The 16,905-nt window shown below is 70.2% G+C and carries 13 protein-coding genes; 6 read left to right on the top strand and 7 right to left on the bottom strand.

The window, feature by feature from the left end; all coding sequences use genetic code 11:
* The 6 genes from MCHUDSM44219_RS23865 to MCHUDSM44219_RS23840 all read right to left on the bottom strand — a co-directional run bounded on the left by MCHUDSM44219_RS23865 (window position 1) and on the right by MCHUDSM44219_RS23840 (window position 9,523).
* Window positions 1-309 carry a PE family protein gene (locus tag MCHUDSM44219_RS23865; protein WP_048420751.1) on the bottom strand — a complete coding sequence of 103 codons (309 nt, stop codon included), beginning with the start codon at window positions 307-309 and terminating at the stop codon, window positions 1-3.
* A complete protein-coding gene (eccCa, locus tag MCHUDSM44219_RS23860) occupies window positions 310-4,308 on the bottom strand; it encodes a type VII secretion protein EccCa (RefSeq protein WP_048420750.1) in 3,999 nt (1,332 codons plus the stop codon).
* A complete protein-coding gene (gene eccB / locus MCHUDSM44219_RS23855) occupies window positions 4,305-5,807 on the bottom strand; it encodes a type VII secretion protein EccB (RefSeq protein ID WP_048420749.1) in 1,503 nt (500 codons plus the stop codon). Before eccB ends, eccCa begins: the two co-directional genes overlap by 4 nt.
* Entirely contained in the window at window positions 5,804-7,642 is a 1,839-nt protein-coding gene (eccA, locus tag MCHUDSM44219_RS23850; RefSeq protein ID WP_082162365.1) for a type VII secretion AAA-ATPase EccA, read from the bottom strand. The genes eccB and eccA overlap by 4 nt, the downstream gene beginning before the upstream one ends.
* A 111-nt stretch (window positions 7,643-7,753) precedes the next feature.
* Complete coding sequence (locus tag MCHUDSM44219_RS23845; protein ID WP_048420748.1) at window positions 7,754-8,650, bottom strand: SAM-dependent methyltransferase; 897 nt, start codon at window positions 8,648-8,650, stop codon at window positions 7,754-7,756.
* A 33-nt stretch (window positions 8,651-8,683) separates the two neighbouring features.
* Complete coding sequence (locus tag MCHUDSM44219_RS23840; protein ID WP_082162364.1) at window positions 8,684-9,523, bottom strand: oxygenase MpaB family protein; 840 nt, start codon at window positions 9,521-9,523, stop codon at window positions 8,684-8,686.
* Window positions 9,524-9,610: 87 nt separating this feature from the next.
* Between MCHUDSM44219_RS23840 and MCHUDSM44219_RS23835 the strand changes: the two genes are divergently transcribed.
* The 3 genes from MCHUDSM44219_RS23835 to MCHUDSM44219_RS23825 all read left to right on the top strand — a co-directional run bounded on the left by MCHUDSM44219_RS23835 (window position 9,611) and on the right by MCHUDSM44219_RS23825 (window position 11,927).
* Window positions 9,611-10,237 carry a TetR/AcrR family transcriptional regulator gene (locus MCHUDSM44219_RS23835; RefSeq protein ID WP_048420746.1) on the top strand — a complete coding sequence of 209 codons (627 nt, stop codon included), beginning with the start codon at window positions 9,611-9,613 and terminating at the stop codon, window positions 10,235-10,237.
* Between the two features lie 107 nt (window positions 10,238-10,344).
* Complete coding sequence (locus MCHUDSM44219_RS23830; RefSeq protein WP_048420745.1) at window positions 10,345-11,385, top strand: cupin domain-containing protein; 1,041 nt, start codon at window positions 10,345-10,347, stop codon at window positions 11,383-11,385.
* Window positions 11,386-11,432: 47 nt separating this feature from the next.
* Entirely contained in the window at window positions 11,433-11,927 is a 495-nt protein-coding gene (locus MCHUDSM44219_RS23825; RefSeq protein ID WP_048420744.1) for a MarR family winged helix-turn-helix transcriptional regulator, read from the top strand.
* 2 nt (window positions 11,928-11,929) lie between these two features.
* Here MCHUDSM44219_RS23825 and MCHUDSM44219_RS23820 read toward each other — a convergent pair whose 3' ends face one another.
* Window positions 11,930-12,511: a VOC family protein gene (locus MCHUDSM44219_RS23820; protein ID WP_048420791.1), complete on the bottom strand. Its 582-nt coding sequence runs from the start codon at window positions 12,509-12,511 to the stop codon at window positions 11,930-11,932.
* Window positions 12,512-12,575: 64 nt separating this feature from the next.
* Between MCHUDSM44219_RS23820 and MCHUDSM44219_RS23815 the strand changes: the two genes are divergently transcribed.
* Genes MCHUDSM44219_RS23815 through MCHUDSM44219_RS23805 form a run of 3 tightly spaced genes read left to right on the top strand, consistent with a single transcriptional unit; the run spans window position 12,576 to window position 16,876 of the window.
* Window positions 12,576-13,688 (top strand): alpha/beta fold hydrolase domain-containing protein, encoded by a 1,113-nt coding sequence (locus MCHUDSM44219_RS23815; RefSeq protein ID WP_048420743.1) that lies wholly within the window; start codon window positions 12,576-12,578, stop codon window positions 13,686-13,688.
* Window positions 13,685-14,632 (top strand): 2-hydroxyacid dehydrogenase, encoded by a 948-nt coding sequence (locus tag MCHUDSM44219_RS23810; RefSeq protein WP_048420790.1) that lies wholly within the window; start codon window positions 13,685-13,687, stop codon window positions 14,630-14,632. Before MCHUDSM44219_RS23815 ends, MCHUDSM44219_RS23810 begins: the two co-directional genes overlap by 4 nt.
* A gap of 48 nt (window positions 14,633-14,680) precedes the next feature.
* A complete protein-coding gene (locus MCHUDSM44219_RS23805; RefSeq protein ID WP_048420742.1) occupies window positions 14,681-16,876 on the top strand; it encodes an acyl-CoA dehydrogenase family protein in 2,196 nt (731 codons plus the stop codon).
* Window positions 16,877-16,905 lie beyond the last annotated feature (29 nt).

The raw sequence follows: 16,905 nt of genomic DNA, 5'->3' as shown, positions 1-16,905 counted from the left end.
TCAGCCGCGCGCCATCAGGTAGGCCGATGCGGCCATCGCGTCGCCGCTGGCATAGCTGATCGCGGACTCCCCCACGCCGACGCCGGCGCGCCCCAGTTCGGTGACGCCCTGCGCGGCGGCCGCCTGGTGCTCGGCGCCGTGCGCGCTGAGACCGGCGGCGGTCTGCAGCGACACCGGGTCGGCGGCGGGCGGGACCACGGCGGTGACCGCAGGCGCCGCGGCGGCGTGCACGGCCGCCATCTTCGCCGCGAGCGCCTCGACGGCCGCGGCGGCCGCGGTGAGACCTTCGGGGACCACGCGCAGCGTCATCTACAGTTCCTTTCGTCGGTGTGCCAAATGTGCGCCGGAAGTCGATGAAACCGCCTCGGCTGCAAGCGGATCGACGAGCTGGACGAACATCGGCGCATCGGAGTGGTTGTCGTCGAGCAGCAGAGCGCGGCCGGCGGGGAGCCGGTGGAACCGATGCCCACGAATCTTGCCGCTCTCCTGCGGGTGACCGGACAGCATGAGCGTCGTCGCCTGCAGGTCGTTGAGTCGGCGCAGCAGCGGCGCCGTCATCACCGCGTGGGCCGCACCGGCGGCGCGCGCAGTGACGATCACCCGCAGGCCGAGATCGGCGGCCTGCGCCAGCAGCCCGTTCAACGCCGTCCACGGCCGCTGGCCGACGAAGGGGCCGCCGATGGCGGGCCCGTCCGGGATCTGGTCGACGTCGTCGACGATCAGATAGTGCAGGTGGCCGTCGCCACCGGCGCGGCGGAAATCCCACCCCTGAAGCTGCTGCGGGTTCAGACCCGCAGGGGGCCTGCGCTTCTCGAGCAGCCCCGACAGTCCCAGCATCGCGGGCAGGATTCGGTCGATGTTGGGGGTGTACTCGTTGTCCGGGAAGAGCGGCTCGTCGACGAGCTGCAGGCGCCGGTCGATGACCGTGAACGCCACCTGATCCGGACGCGAATTCTCCCGCAGGGTGCGGATGAGATGACGCAGCAGCGTGGTCTTGCCCGTCCTCGCGTCACCGAGGACCATCAGCAGCGGGTTGGCGGCGAAGTCGACGGTCACCGGCGCGAGGTCCTCCTCCCGCGCACCGATGACGACCCGTTCGGGCGCCGGGTAGAGCGGCCCGAGCTCGCCGGGTGGCAGGCTCGTCGGCAACAACCGCACCGGCGGTGCGCTGCGGCCAGGGTGGCGCGCATTGAGCTGCGGGATGGCGTCCAGCGCAGGTCGGGCGAACAGGAAGTGTTCGGCCGCCATGGTGAGGCCGCGGCCCGGCTGGTCGGCGGGCACGCTGTCGGCGGGCCGGCGCAGCGCACCGGCGACCCGCACATTGCTGTCGCGCGCGTCGGGCAGTTTGAGTTCCAGCCGCAAACCCAGACCGTCGCGCATGGCCAGCGGCAGCTCGAGCCAGTTCGGTGTCGTGACCACGACGTGGATGCCATAGGCCAGCCCGGTGTTGACGAGCTCGGTCACCCTGGCCAGCAACGGGTTTCGGGTGTTGAAGGTGTCGGTGTTGTCGCGGGTGAACGCATACAGGTTGTCGATCAGCAGGAAGACCTCGCCGTATCCGTCTTCGTGGTCGGCGCGCTCGGCGGCGCCGCGCTGCCGGCGCGCCCGCAGCAGCTGCTCGAGTTCGCCGAAGGTGCGCCGGATGCGCTCGGGTTCCAGTGGGGAGGCCACGCTGCCTACGTGGGCCAGGTCCTGGAGGTCGTGCAGCCGGCCGCCGCCGTAGTCGAGGCAGTAGAACGTCACGTCGCCCGGGGCGTGCAGCGCGGCGGCGGACATCACGAAGGTCTGCAGCGCGGTGGACTTCCCGGACTTGGGACCACCGTGGATCACGACGTTGGCCGCGGCGGACGTGGCGTCGAACACCAGGGGGTCGCGGCGCATCTCGAAAGGCCGATCGATCTCGCCGAGGGGCCAGCGCCACCGCCGCTCGCGAACACCGGCCCGGGCGAGCAATCCCTCGAGGGGGATCGGCTCGTCGAGCGGGGCCAGCCACAGCTTCGGCGCGCGGGGACCGTAGCGGGCGAGTTGGGCGCCGATCGTGGCGATCAACTTGCGCGGTGTGGGCACCTCGACGTCGGCGCCGTCGTCGACGATCACGGTGTCGGGCTCCGGCTCCACCCGGTCCGCGGTGAACAGCTGAGGCTGCGGAATCGCATGCACGACAACGGAACGGTCGACCCGCGGCGGCTCGTAGATGCCGTCGACGTACGTGCTGCGGAACTTGACCGGCCGGGCGCCGGGGGCGGGCACGAGGTAGCCGACCCCTTTGTGGTTGCGGCCCGGTTCGATGTGGAACGCGTCCTCCACGCCGATGATCTGGCGTGACACGCTCGGGCTCGCCACCTTCAGCCCGATCCGGTACGACGTGTTCTTGTCGATGTCCTTGATGCGGCCGACGTCGAGGGTCTGCGACGCGAACAGCAGGTGGATGCGGAACGAGCGGCCCTTGCGGGCGATGTAGTCGAACAGCTCGGCGTACTCGGGGTGGTCGGCCAGCATCAGCGTGAACTCGTCGGCCACCACCAGCAACGTCGGCATCGGCGGCAGGTCGACGGCCGCTCCGGCCGCAGAAGTGCGAGCGTTCTCGTACTCGGTCACCGAGGTGAAGGCGCTGCCCTGCACCCGGCGGCCCGCCTCCCTGAGCGCGTGCTCGCGCCGGGCCACCTCGCCGCGCAGCGTGTCGGCGAATCGGTCTGCCAGCGAGCGCTTTTCGGCCATGTTCGAGATCACGGCGACGACCTGCGGGAAATCGCGGAAGATGTCGGCTCCCGCCTCGCCTTTGAAGTCGGCGTAGATGACGATCAGCCGGTCGGCCGGATGCGTGGTCAGCAGCGCGAGCAAGATCGCCATCAGGGTCTGCGACTTGCCCGAACCCGTCATGCCGATCATCAGGCCGTGCGGGCCCATGCCGCCCTCGGCTTCGTCCTTCAGGTCGAAGATCAGCGGTTCGCCGGTCGCGGTGACACCGATCGGGACCCGCAGCTCGTCGTCACGGTTGCGGGGTGCCCACAGCGCCGCGACGTCGAGTGCGGACGCGTCCGGGATGCCCAGCAGTGTCGTGAAGGTCGCGCCGCCGGTGGTGGCGGACCGGCCGTGGCCGGGCTGCGAGTCCCACCGGGACAGGCGGCGGGCGAGGTGCCGCGCCTCGGCCGCGCCGAGCCGGTCCGCGGCGTCGACGAAGGGTGCCCAGTCCCCGTTCTGCCAGCGCTGGATCCGACCGTCGACGATGCGCAGGATCGGTCGGTCCGGGTCCGAATACTGTTCGCGGTGCGGCTCTTCGGCGGATCGATGGATCACGGTCACGCCCGCCAGGCCGCGGCCGACGAACGCGGCCGGGTCGACGTCCGGGTCGTCGAGCACGACGAGCAGATGTCGGGCGTCGGCGGTCCCGTTCCCCGTGAACGCAGGCCGGCCGGTCAGCGCCGGGGCCAGCGTGCGGTGCAGTTCGGCGGCGTCGGACGCGAGGTGACGGGCCGGGCCGACCCCGTCGGCCTGGCCGGGGATGTCGGCGTGCGGCAGCCATTTCAGCCATGACCAGGCATCGGATTCGAGGGCGGCGCCGGCGAACGCGATACCGAGGACCGACGGGTCGTGCCACGTCACCGCCTGCGCGATCCAGGCCCGCAGCGCCTCGGCGACCTCGTCGGGGTCGCCGAGGACGGTGATGCGCGCGATCGCGGCCAGGTCGATCCCGGTGGGGGCGGCGTGCAGCGTGCGCTGGGTATCGAGCAGTCCGCGAAGGGTGCTGTGCGACACCGGTTCCAGGTCGATCTCATCGGCGGTGTCGGTGACCCGCAGGGCCGCATCGAGCGGCTGATCGTGCAGACCGGCGCGCAGCACCAGGTAGTCGGCGTCGTGCGGGTCGCGTTCCCACTGCCGGCGGGTGCCCGGGACGGCGGACAGCGCGACGGGATCGGGATGCGACCACTCCAACGCCGCTCGCTGCTCGTCGGCGTGGGCACGGACGTTGTCCCGGATCACGGACAGGTACCGCAGATAGTCGGCCCGTTCGGCGTCGACCTCCTCGGTGCGCATCTTGTTGTCCGAGCCGCGGTACAGGGCGGTGGCGGCCAGCAGCAACACGAACGGGAAGAACAACGTGGTCGGTGAGATCAGCCGCAGACCCGTCGCGACCAGCGCGACGATCATGCCGACGATGAGGATCACGATGAGATAGGGCAGCGCCCGGCGCAGCAGGGAGGGCGGCACGACGCGCGGCAGTTCCGGCGGCGGCTCGATGGTGATCGTGCCCTTCCGGGTGACCGGTGGCCGCACCCGCTTGCGGTGCTCGAAGATCAACCGGCTCATGGGGTCTCCATCCGGGCCGGCGCGGGGTCGGGCGCCAGCGAGTCGTGGGCGAGCAGCGCGTCGGTGCGCGACAACGTCGGTCCCGCCGCGAACTGCGAGAGCACCGCCCACGGGATGGGCAGCGGCGCGGCCTGAAGCCCCAGTGCCGCGGCGGTGTCCTCGCCCTCGACGCCGAAGCGCACGCCGGTGTCGCTGACCCAGAACTGCGCACCGTCGCTGTCGACGAAGTAGCCGCGGCCCGGGGGCAGCACCACCCTGTCCGCGGGGCCGCCGGGCGTTCCGGAGCTCACCAGCTCCACCGCGCGTAGCCCGTCGGGAACGGGCAGCGCCGCCCCGTTCAACAGCGTCAGCGAACTGGTCTCGGCCCCTTCGGGTTTGGCCCACGACGCGCAGATCACCGGGGCGGACGCGGTGTCGGCCAGGGTGACCGGATCGGACGGGTACACGCTGAGGTCGATGCCGCGGGCAGCCGGCAGGCGTGCCACGTCGTCGGCGCCGAGGCGCGGCGGCTGGTCGAGGCCGTAGGAGTCGGTGTTGCGCAGAATCGCGGCCACCACCGGTGAGACGGGTTGCAGTCCGTCGGCGAGGACGACGTAGTGCCGCAGCGTGTTGTCGGTGTCGTAGGAGACGACCACGGCGCCGACGGGCACGGGCACCGGCAGGGGCAGTGGGGATGGGGCGCCGGCACCGGGGATGACGGGCGCCCTCAGCGGCGGGGCCTCCGGGATGGCGTTGAACAGTCCGCGCGCGATCGGCGCCGGTGCCGTGTCCGTGTCGCCGAGCCCGAGGCCGCCGGTGACCGCGCGGTCGGCGAGATCGATCGCGCTGCGCCTGCCGTTCCACAGCAGCCAGGTGCGGCCGTCGTTCTCGGCGAGCACCGCGTGGCTGCCGGGCAGCGCGGCCGCGCGTTCGCCGCCCTCGGCGGGCGGGCCCGCGATCACGGTGACACCGGTCGACGATCCGGCGGCCGCATCGCACACCGACCAGTACGCATCGCGCGTCTCGTTGGGGGACATGCGTTCTGGCGCGCCGGGGATGCCGAGCATGTTGCCGCGCGGGAACCGGTCGAGCTCACTGGTCTTGACCAGGGCCGGGTTGTCGGGCCTGCCGGTGATCAGCCGCGCGGAGGTCAGGTTCAGCACCGGGTGCAGTTGGTCACCGAGTTTGACGTAGAGCGCCGCGGTTTCCCGGTCGGCCAGCACCGGGTCGGTGCCCACCGCCCCGCCGGGGCGGATCAGCGAGAACAGGAAGCAGCCGATCAGGCCGGTGACCAGGATCAGCGCCCCGACCAGCACGGCGCGTGACTGGCTGCGCAGCGGGTCGACGAGCATCCGGGTGTCGTGCAGCGCGACGCCGGAGGCGATGCGGCGCATGACGAATCGCCATCCGGTCACCTGGTGACGGGTGACGAAGCCGCGCCGGCGCGCGGCGGGATCAGGGTTCTCGCGGGCCGGCGTGCGCGAGGTGAACGAGCGCCGGTCGGGCTGCGGTGAGGTCACGGCGCCACCGTCAACCCGAGTCCGCGCAGCAGTGGCGCGGCGGAGGCGGCGACGTCGGCGGCGGTGATCGTCATCAGATCGTCGTCGGTGAAGTCGTCGGATTCGGCGTGGTCGAGCCGGTATTCGCGCTCCTCTTCGGAGCGTTCGACGAGGTTGCGCACGAACCGTCCGTTGCCGGCGATGTCGAGGCTGCGCCGCGCCACCCCGTTTCCGTCGGGGGTGGTCGCTTGCGCGAGGTGGCCGAACAGGCGTTCCATGTCGGCGCGGGCCTGCTCCTCGAAGCAGGAGTCGCGCTTTTCGGCCATCCGCGTGGCGATCTCGACGAGTTCGGCGGCCGAGTAGGACGGGAAGTCGATGCTGCGGGTGAAGCGGGACCTCAAACCCTCGTTGGTGTCGAGGAACATGTCGAGGTCCCTGCGGTAGCCCGCGACGATGACCACCAGGCGGTCGCGGTCGTTCTCCATGCGGGCCAGCAGGGTGTCGATGGCGACCAGCCCGAAGTCGTTCTTGGCGCCGGTGGACACCAGCGCGTACGCCTCGTCGAGGAACAGCACGCCGTCGAGCGCGCTGTCGATGATCGCGTTGGTCTTGGCCTCCGTCTCCCCGATGTGCTGCCCGATCAGGTCGGCGCGGTGCACCTCGCGGACGGTCTCCTTCTTCAGCAGGCCGAGCCCGCAGTAGATCTTGGCGACGACGCGGGCGATGGTGGTCTTGCCCGTGCCCGGCGGGCCCGCGAACACCAGGTGATTGGTCCGCTGGGCCACCGCGAGGCCGCGCTCCTGGCGCCGGATCGCCATTGCGACAGAGCTTTTGAGGCGCGCGACCTGGTACTTGACTTCCTCGAGGCCGATGAACTCCGCGAGCTCGGCCTCGGCCTCGGCCAGCAGGTGCGCCTTGCGGTCCTTGGCGCCCGGGTCGACGAAGTCGGCCTCCCCCGGCTCGGTCTGCGGATCCCACGGATTGCTGCGGGCCTCGATGCGGGCGGCGGTGGTGGTGACGATGCCGTAGGTCCCGTCCGACAGCGCGTCCTCGATCGCGGTGTTGTCCGGGTTCGCGGCGTAGAGCTCCTGCAGCAGCTCGAGGGCGTCCTCGTCCTGCCCCTGCGCGCGCAGGCACAGCGCCTTGGCGAACGCCCCGTCGACCGCGGCCTGGGCGATCGGCCCTTTCGGACGGTCGAGGTGGGACAGGGCGGGAGCGAACATCCCCAGCCGGGCCAGCGTGACGCCGAGGGCGATCCGCACGGCGTGGCGGTAGGTCTCGTCGAGCGACTCGTCGGCCACCACCGGCGTGAGCAGCCGCACCACGTCGGCCCAGCGCGCCGTCCGGTAGTGCAGCACCACCCGGACCCAGCGAGCCGGCAACCATCCGGGCCGGTGCTCGAGCAGCTCACCGACGAGTTGGTCGGCATCCGCGTAGCCCGCGGCGTCCCCCAGACAGACGGCGTAGGCGAGGGCGAAATCATCGGCAGTGGTGGCACGGAAGCGCAGGTAAAGCCCGGTGTCGTAAGCGAATCCGAGTGCCCCGGGGGCGAGCCCGGTCTCGCGCTGGAGAGCACCTGCTGTGGCGCGGGTCTGCCAGACGTTCGCGATGACCCGCGGCGAGACGTCGCCGGCGGCGGCCAGTCCCGTCCAGGCGTCGCACTGATCGTGGGCCATCCTCGTCAGTGCGCTGAAGCCGGCCCGGGCTGCGCTCAGGTCAGCCGGCCGGCGCCGGTCGTACACGGACAGGCCCAGCGCGCGGCAGCAGGTGGCGAAGCGGCTGACGACCTCCGGGTCGGGCCGGGACGCGAGGACCGCCACCGGATCACCGGCAGCCGCGAGCGTGTCACGTCCCATGTCTCCCCGTTGGTTATGGTTGCCTTAGCTAACTCGCGCTGAAGTTAGCATTGCATAACCTCACTGTCGAGAGGCACGGGGTGCGGTGACCCGGTGAGCCGGGTCACCTCGTCAGCGCGGCTTGACCGCCCTGACCAGGCTGGTCGTGCTGATCATCGAACCCGCCTCGGAATCCGGTGCGGGCACGGGCCGACCGAGCTCGGCAAGCAGCGTGGACAGCGGCGCGGCCGTGGCGTTCCAGCCGTGCTCCCCGAACCACTGCGCCGCGGGCCGGTGCTGCTCGTTGTAGACGAGAGTGAAGAACAAACCGTCCTCGCCCCGGGCGCGTTCCTGATCGCGGGCTTCGCGGAAGGCCTCACTGTCCATCGGGGTGGATTCTTCGACCGCGACCTCACTGCCCGGCGCAGACAGCGCGGCGATGCCGGCGAACAGATCGTCCTGCACGGTGGCGGGCAGATAGATCAGCAGTCCCTCGGCGATCCAGGCCGACGGCTCGGCCGGATCGAAACCGGCATCACGCAGTGCACCGGGCCAGTCGTCGCGCAGGTCCACGGGGACCTCCACGCGGGCGGCCCGCGGCGTGGCGCCGTAGTCGGCGAGCACCTGGCGCTTGAACTGCAGCACCCGGGGTTGATCTAGCTCGAACACCACGGTGTGCGCCGGCCACGCCAGCCGGTAGGCCCGCGAGTCGAGACCCGCCGCCAGCAGCACGATCTGGCGGATACCGGCAGCCGCCGCGGCGGTGAAGTAATCGTCGAAGAAGCGCGTGCGGGCAGCTTGGTAATCGACGAAGCGCTCACCCCACGGCGTCGCGAGTTTGTGGTCGGGTGCGGATCCGTCGAGCAGCGCCGCCCATTCACCGCCGACCGCGCGGCAGAACACCCCCGCGAAAGCGTCCACCGCAACGGGATTCGTCTTGGCGGCCTCCAGCGCGCGGGCGGCCGCGACGAACAGGGCCGTCGAGCCGACGCTTGTGGTGATGTCCCAGGTGTCGTTGTCGCTTCGCACCGGTTCGGTTATACGCCCCGATCCTGACAGAATTCAGACCAGCGGACGTCCGGTGCGGATCCGCCAGTCGACGTCTCTGAGCAGGAGGTTGAACGGGAACTCGCGCACGACGCGCGGGGAGACCGCGGTCACGGTGCGCAGTACCGTGATCAATCGGTCGAACCGCTTCTGGCGCTTGGCATCCCAGGGCAGCCGCATCTCGTCGCGGAAGCGCTGCGGCAGGAAGCCGGTGGTGATCAGCAGGGCCGCGTCCTCCGACCAGCGTTGCAGCGGCCCCGGCAGGCGCACCCCCCGCACGCGCGACGCCGCGATGGGATAGAGGTACTCCCGCACGGTGTCGTCGATGTGCACCTTGTCCAGCGACTCCTGCCAGTAACGGTCGAACGCCGCGCGGTCGGCCGGCCACATGTCCTCGGGCACCTGCAGCATCGTGCCGAGTTTGCGGCCCTGCACGAACAGCCGGTCGGCGGTCTCGTCGTCCAGTTCGCCCACGAAGAGCCGGTGCACGTCGACGACCCCCTTGTACAGGCACGCCCCGACCCACAGCTGCAGGTCCTTGTCGAACGCGTGGTAGGAGACCGGGCTGGAATCGAGCGAGTACACCTGCGCGTGCGCCCGGTTGACAGCACGCCGGAACGCGGCTTTCTGCGCGTCGGTGCCGTTGGTCGAGACCGCCAGGTAGGTGAAGGTGGTCCGCGCCCGCTTGATCGGGTGCAGGTCGACCCGGCCGCTGTCGACCCGGCTCTCGAGGACGCCGTACCCCACGCCGGGCCGCGCGAGCTGCATGATCACGTTCGCGGGACCGGCCAGCAGCCCGAGGCCGAGCATCCCGTCGCCCGTCGTCGTCGCCGTCATCGAACCATGCACAGTCATCGACCGCTCCTCTCGCACCCACGCCGAAACTGCGAACGTGCGTTTCCTGATTCTGGTCGCGACGTCGGCCGGGTGTCAAGATGGGGTATGGCCCAGCTCCGCCCGTACCGCGGCGTCGATGCGCAGCAACGGATGGCGCAGCGTCGGCAGCGGCTGCTCGAGGCCGGTCTCGATCTGCTCGGCGGCGGACCCACCCCCGTGGAACTCACGGTGCGCGCGATCTGCGCGCAGTCCGGCCTGGCGGCCCGCTACTTCTACGAGAGCTTCACCGACAAGGACGCGTTCGTCGCGGCGGTGTTCGACCGCGTGGTGGGCGACATCGCGAGCACCACCCAGGCCGCGATGGCGGCCGCCCCGCCCGCAGAACAGAACCACGCGGCCATGGCCAACATCGTGCGCACCATCGCCGACGATCCGCGGGTGGGCCGGTTGCTGTTCAGCGCGCACCTGGCCAACCCGGTGGTGGTTCGCAAGCGTGCCGAGTCCGGTGCCCTGTTCGCGCTGCTGTCCGGTCAGCACGCCAGCGCCGGACTCGACATCGAAGCCAACGAGCGGATCGCGGCCGCCGCGCACTTCGTCGTCGGCGGGGTCGCACAGACGCTGAGCGCCTGGCTGGTCGACGATCTGCGAGTCACGGCCGCGCAGTTGGCGATTCAGCTCGGCACACTGATCGACCAACTCGCCGACCCGCGCCTCTACACCGAGGACGGATAGTCAGAGGTACCGCTAGCGGTAATCGGATTGGCGGCCAGCGTCCATGACACCAGCGGACGGGTCGGTGAGGGTTGTGGTGGAGGAAGTTCCACCGCAGGAGGATCATCATGACGACACCGCCGACCACCTTCACCACGTCCTTGCACGAGGGCGACATCGTCGAGGAGAACGACTTCGGTTCGATGCGCCGCGTGAGCGCCGAGCACCTGCCGGTGCTGAAGAACCTGTCGATCAAGCGCCTCGTCCTGAACCCGGGTGCGATGCGCACCCCACACTGGCACGCCAACGCCAACGAACTCACCTACTGCGTCGCCGGCATCGCGCTGGTGTCGGTGCTCGACAACCACAGTCGGTTCAGCACCTTCACCGTCACCGCCGGCCAGATGTTCCACATCGACTCCGGCGCACTGCATCACATCGAGAACATCGGCGACGGCGTGGCCGAGTTCGTCATCGCCTTCCGCAACGAACGGCCCGAGGACTTCGGTCTGGGCGCGACCTTCGGGGCGTTCACCGACGCCGTGCGGGGCAACACCTACAGCCTGCCGGCCTCGGACCTGTCGGTGCTCCGGCGCAGCACCGTCGACCGCAAATTGGCCGCCCGCAGCGGTGCTCCCGAGATTCCCGCCGTGGCCCACTTCGACGATCCCCACACGTTCGACATCGAGGCGCAGGCGCCCGGTCTGAACTACGCCAGCGGGTCGGCCCGATTCGCCCGCGACCAGTTCTGGCCCGCCCTCAAGGACATCTCGATGTACAGCCTGCGCGTCGCCGAAGACGGCATGCGGGAACCGCATTGGCATCCGATCACCGCCGAGATGGGGTATGTCCGCCGGGGTGAGGCACGGATGACGATCATGACGCCTGAGGGCCGTCTCGACACTTGGACGATGAAGGCCGGCGACATGTACTTCATCCCGCGGGCCTACCCGCATCACATCGAGAACATCGGCAGCGACGAGTGGCACTTCCTGATCTTCTTCGACCAGCCGTTCCCCGCCGACATCGGTTACCGGGCATCGGCGAGCGCCTACAGCCGCGAAGTGCTCGCCGCGACGTTCGAGACCCACATCGACGATCTGCCGGAGTTCCCGTTCACCCCGGCCGATCCGCTGATCGTCAGCCGCGTCAACCCGGTCGACGCCTGAGCGTTGGCCATCCCCTTGCTTCGGGGTCGAAGCACTAAGGTGGCGGGATGGCGGACTCCCTGAACCCGGAGCAGATGCACACCTACTTCGCGTTGATCGAAGCGGTGAGCCTGCTGCAGTACGCGGTAAGCCAGCAGCTGCAGGCCGAAGGTGGGCTGAGCTACGTGCAGTTCGAGATTCTCGCCACCCTCGCGACCGCCGAGGGCCGTGCGCTGACCATGACCGATCTCGCGGACGGCGTGGTGTACAGCCGGTCCGGCCTGACCCATCAGGCCGGACTGCTCGAACGCGACGGGCTCATCACCCGGCGGGCCAGTCCGGATGACCAGCGCGCGACGGTCGTCGACATCACCGCGGCCGGCCGGGAGCGGGTCGCCGCGGTCCTCCCCGGCCACATCGCCGTGGTGCGCGAATTGCTGTTCGAGCCGCTCTCGGAGCGCGATGTGCGCACGCTGGGCACGCTGATGACCCGCGCCCGGGACCACATGCGCTCGCGGCCGCCACGCTCGGCGGCGCCGCGCAGATCCAGGCGCGCCGGCTGACGTCAGGGCTGCGCGGCGGCGGGCACCCGGCGATCGGCCGCGGTCTTCGGCGTGGCCATCGCGTCGTCCGAGGTGAATTCCTTGGTCCAGCAGGCGAATTCCAACGTGATGCCGTCGGGATCGAGGAAGTAGAACGAGCGCACGTAGACGCCCGGGTGCAGCGTCGCCGACACCTGCGCCGGGCTCTCGTCGTGGTTGAGCACCGGACCGACCCGCACGCCCTTGTCCTTGAGCTTCTGCCGGTAGGCGTCGAACTGCTCGGCCGGCACGTGGAACGCCAGGTGGTTCATCGTGCTCACGGCGCTGACGATGTCACCGATGCCGGGGATCGCCTCCGGCGAGGAGATACCCGGCACCCGGTCGGGCGCCTCGGCGAACCAGAAGAACGCGACGCAGTCACCGTTGCCGGCGTCGAAGAAGAAATGCTGGCCCATCCCGCCGGGCAGATCCAGCGACTTGATCAGCGGCATGCCCAGCACGTTGCTGTAGAAGTCGACGGTCCTGGCCATGTCCGAACACACCAGCGCGACGTGGTTGATGCCGCCGAGGTGGAATTCGGTGTTGGTGTTCTGCGGCTTGATCACGATCACGCCTCCCTCGATCCGCTTCGAATCTAACATCGGGTCAGCGGGAAGGGGCCGGACATCGATGAGCGACATCATCCGCGAGTTCGTCGGACTGGACTCGACCACCGCGCACCGGGCAGGCTCCGGCGGACATCCGTGCCAGGGCCTCTACCACCGGAGCGCAGGGCCGCGACCCACGGTGGCGGTGATCGCGACGCACTACCAGATCGACTTCTCCGAGCACTATCTCGCCGAGCATCTGGCGGCGCGCGGCATCGGCTTCCTGGGCTGGAACACCCGCTTCCGCGGGTTCGAGAGCAGCTTCCTGCTCGACCACGCGCTGGTCGACATCGGCGTCGGGGTGCGCTGGCTACGGGAGGCCCAGGGCATCGAAACCGTGATCCTGCTGGGTAATTCGGGTGGCGGTTCGCTGATGGCCGCCTACCAGGCCAACGCGGTGCATCGGCACGTCACCCCGCTGGCGGGCATGCGGCCCGCTGCCGGACTCGGCGACCTGCCCGCCGCCGACGGGTACGTGGCCAGCGCCGCACATCCGGGCCGCCCAGACGTCCTGACCGCCTGGATGGACGCCTCCGTGGTCGACGAGAACGACGCCGTCACAACAGATCCCGATCTCGACCTGTTCGATGACCGCAACGGTCCGCCCTTCTCCGCGGAGTTCGTCGCGCGCTACCGCGCCGCGCAGATCGCCCGCAACGACGCGATCACCGACTGGGCGGAGGCCGAACTGGCCCGGGTGCGGGCCGCCGGATTCTCCGACCGTCCCTTCACCGTGATGCGGACGTGGGCCGACCCCCGGATGGTCGACCCGACCCTCGAGCCGACCGGGCGGGAGCCCAACTCCTGCTACGCCGGCATACCCGCCAAGGCCAACCGCTCCACGCACGGGATCGCCGCGGCCACCACCCTGCGCAACTGGATCGGCATGTGGAGCCTGCGGCACGCGCAGACCCGGGCCGAGCCGCACCTGAACCGTATCGACTGCCCGGCGCTGGTGATCAACGCCGAGCGGGACACCGGTGTCTATCCGTCGGACGCGGAGCGGATCTTCGCCGCGCTGGCATCGACGGACAAGACGCGGTGCTCGATCGACACCGACCACTACTTCACGACGCCGGGGGCGCGTGAGGACAAGGCCGATACGATCGCCACGTGGAGCGCACGCCGCTGGTGAGAGTCCTGGCCCACTTCGTCCCCGGTGACAAGGTGTCGGCTTTCCTTGCCCCGCATCAAGATTGGCTCGACATCCGGTACTGCGCCGAGGACGACGACGCGACGTTCTACCGCGAACTGCCCGAGGCCGACGTGCTGTGGCACGTGCTGCGTCCGCTGTCCGCGCAGGACATCGCCCGGGGCACCCGGCTGCGCCTGGTGCACAAGCTCGGCGCGGGGGTGAACACGATCGCCGTGGAGGCCGCCACCGAACGCGGGATCGCGGTGGCGAACATGCCGGGCGCCAATGCGCCCTCGGTCGCCGAGGGCACCGTGCTGCTGATGCTCGCCGCGCTGCGGCGCCTGCCCGCGCTCGACGCCGCCACCCGCGCCGGCACCGGGTGGCCGTCGGATCCCTCCCTCGGGGAAACCGTCCGTGACATCGGTGGCTGCACGGTCGGACTGGTCGGCTACGGCAACGTCGCCACGCGCGTCGAACGCATCGTGACCGCGATGGATGCCGCGGTGGTGCACACCAGCACCCGCGACGACGGCACCCCCGGCTGGCGCAGCCTGCCGGACCTGCTGGCCGAGAGCGACATCGTCTCGCTGCACCTGCCGCTCACCGACGCGACCCGAGGTCTGCTCGGGCGCGAGGCACTGGCTTCGATGAAGCCGGACGCCGTGCTGGTCAACACCTCCCGCGGACCCATCGTCGACGAGGACGCGCTGGCCGATGCCCTGCGCGCCGGCTCGCTCGCCGCGGCCGGACTGGACGTGTTCGCGGTCGAGCCGGTGCCGGCGGACAACCCCCTGCTGACCCTCGACAACGTCGTGCTCACCCCGCACGTGACGTGGTACACCGCCGACACGATGCGGCGTTACCTCGAGGTCGCCGTCGACAACTGCGAACGACTCCGTGACGGACGGGACCTCGCCAACCTGGTGAACCAGGTGGAAGGGTAACCTCGGACCAACCAACCGGTTAGCCAGCAGCCCAACGGAGGGTCCGCCATGCCCATCGCCATCCTCGAAGAGCACAACGACCTCGCCGACTCCGTGCGGTCGTTCGTCGCGCGCGTCGCGCCGTCGGAGGTCCTGCACGAAGCGCTCGAGAACCCGATCCCCAATCCGCCGCCGTACTGGAAGGCCGCTGCCGAGCAGGGCCTGCAGGGTGTCCATCTCTCCGAGGACGTCGGCGGTCAGGGGTTCGGCATCCTCGAGCTGGCGATCGTCGCCGCCGAGTTCGGCTACGGCGCGGTCCCCGGCCCGTTCGTCCCGTCGGCCATCGCCGCCGCGCTGATCGCTGCGCACGACCCGAAGGCCGAGGTGCTCACCGGCCTCGCCTCGGGCGAGGTCATCGCCGCCTACGCCATCGACTCCGGCCTGACCGCGACGCGGCACGGCAACGGACTGGTGATCCGCGGTGAGGTCCGCGCCGTACCCGCGGCCGCGCAGGCGTCGGTGCTGGTGCTGCCCGTGGCCATCGAATCCGGTGAGGAGTGGGTGGTTCTCGACGCGGAGGCGCTCGAGATCGAGCCGGTGCCCAGCGTCGACCCGCTGCGCCCGGTGGCGCACGTGCGCGCCAACGCCGTCGAGGTCGGCGACGAGCGGGTGCTGAGCAGCGTCAGCCGCGATCTCGCCCGCGCACTCATCACCACCGTGCTGTCGGCGGAGTGCATCGGTGTGGCCCGCTGGGCCACCGACACCGCGTCGGAGTACGCCAAGATCCGCGAGCAGTTCGGCAGGCCGATCGGCCAGTTCCAGGCCATCAAGCACAAGTGCGCCGGGATGATCGCCGAGACCGAGCGCGCCACCAGCGCCGTGTGGGACGCCGCGCGCGCGATCGACGAAGAGCTGCAGGGAAGTTCGGAGAAGCCGAGCGCGTTCGAGTTCGCGGCAGCCGTCGCCGCGACGTTGGCGCCTGTGGCCGCGCAGCACTGCGCGCAGGACTGCATCCAGGTGCACGGCGGCATCGGCTTCACCTGGGAGCACGACACCAACGTCTACTACCGGCGCGCGATCGTGCTGGCGGCCGCATTCGGCCGGCACGCCGACTACCCACAGAAGGTGGTCGACGCCGCGACGTCGACCGGCATGCGCTCGATCGACATCGACCTGGATCCCGACACCCTCAAGCTCCGCGAGGAGATCCGCGCCGAAGTCGCTGCGCTCAAGGCGATTCCGAAGGAAGAGCGCAACACCGCGATCGCCGAGGGCGGCTGGGTGCAGCCGCACCTGCCCAAGCCGTGGGGACGGGCGTCGAACCCGATCGAGCAGATCATCATCGCCCAGGAGTTCTCCACCGGCCGGGTCAAGCGGCCGCAGATGGGCATTGCCGCGTGGATCATCCCGTCGATCGTCGCCTACGGCACCGAGGCGCAGCAGCAGCGCTTCCTGCCGCCGACGTTCCGCGGCGAGATGATCTGGTGCCAGCTGTTCAGTGAGCCCGGCGCCGGCTCCGACCTGGCGAGCCTGACCACCAAGGCCACCAAGGTCGACGGCGGCTGGCGCATCACCGGGCAGAAGATCTGGACCACCGGTGCGCAGTTCTCCGCGTGGGGTGCGCTGCTGGCCCGCACGGACCCGAGCGCGCCCAAGCATCAGGGCATCACGTACTTCCTGCTCGACATGAAGTCCGAGGGCGTGGAGGTCAAGCCGCTGCGCGAGCTGACCGGCAACGCGATGTTCAACACCGTGTTCATCGACGACGTGTTCGTGCCCGACGACATGGTCCTCGGCGAGGTGAATCGGGGCTGGGAGGTCAGCCGCAACACGCTGACCAACGAGCGGGTGTCGATCGGCAGCAGCGAGCCGCCGTTCCTGGCCAGCCTCGACCAGTTCGTCGAGTTCGTCCGCGACGGGCACTTCGACCAGATCGAGCAGAACGAGGCGGGGCGGCTGATCGCCGAGGGGCACGCCGCCAAGCTGCTGAACATGCGCTCGACGCTGCTGACGCTGGCGGGTGGGGATCCGATGCCCGCGGCCGCGATCTCCAAGCTGCTGTCGATGAAGACCGGACAGGGCTACGCGGAGTTCGGGGTGTCCTCGTTCGGCACCGACGCGGCCGTCGGCGATCACGGCCAGCCGTCGGGTAAGTGGGCCGATTACCTGCTGGCCGGGCGCGCGACGACGATCTACGGCGGCACCTCGGAGGTGCAGCTCAACATCATCGCCGAGCGGCTCCTCGGACTGCCGCGCGATCCGTAACCCGCGTTTCCGCGCGGGCCGCGCGGGAA

The organism is Mycolicibacterium chubuense (genome assembly GCF_001044255.1).
Lineage (GTDB): Bacteria > Actinomycetota > Actinomycetes > Mycobacteriales > Mycobacteriaceae > Mycobacterium > Mycobacterium chubuense.
Note: the sequence above shows the minus strand (reverse complement) of the source record. Positions and strands in the feature narration are given on the sequence as shown.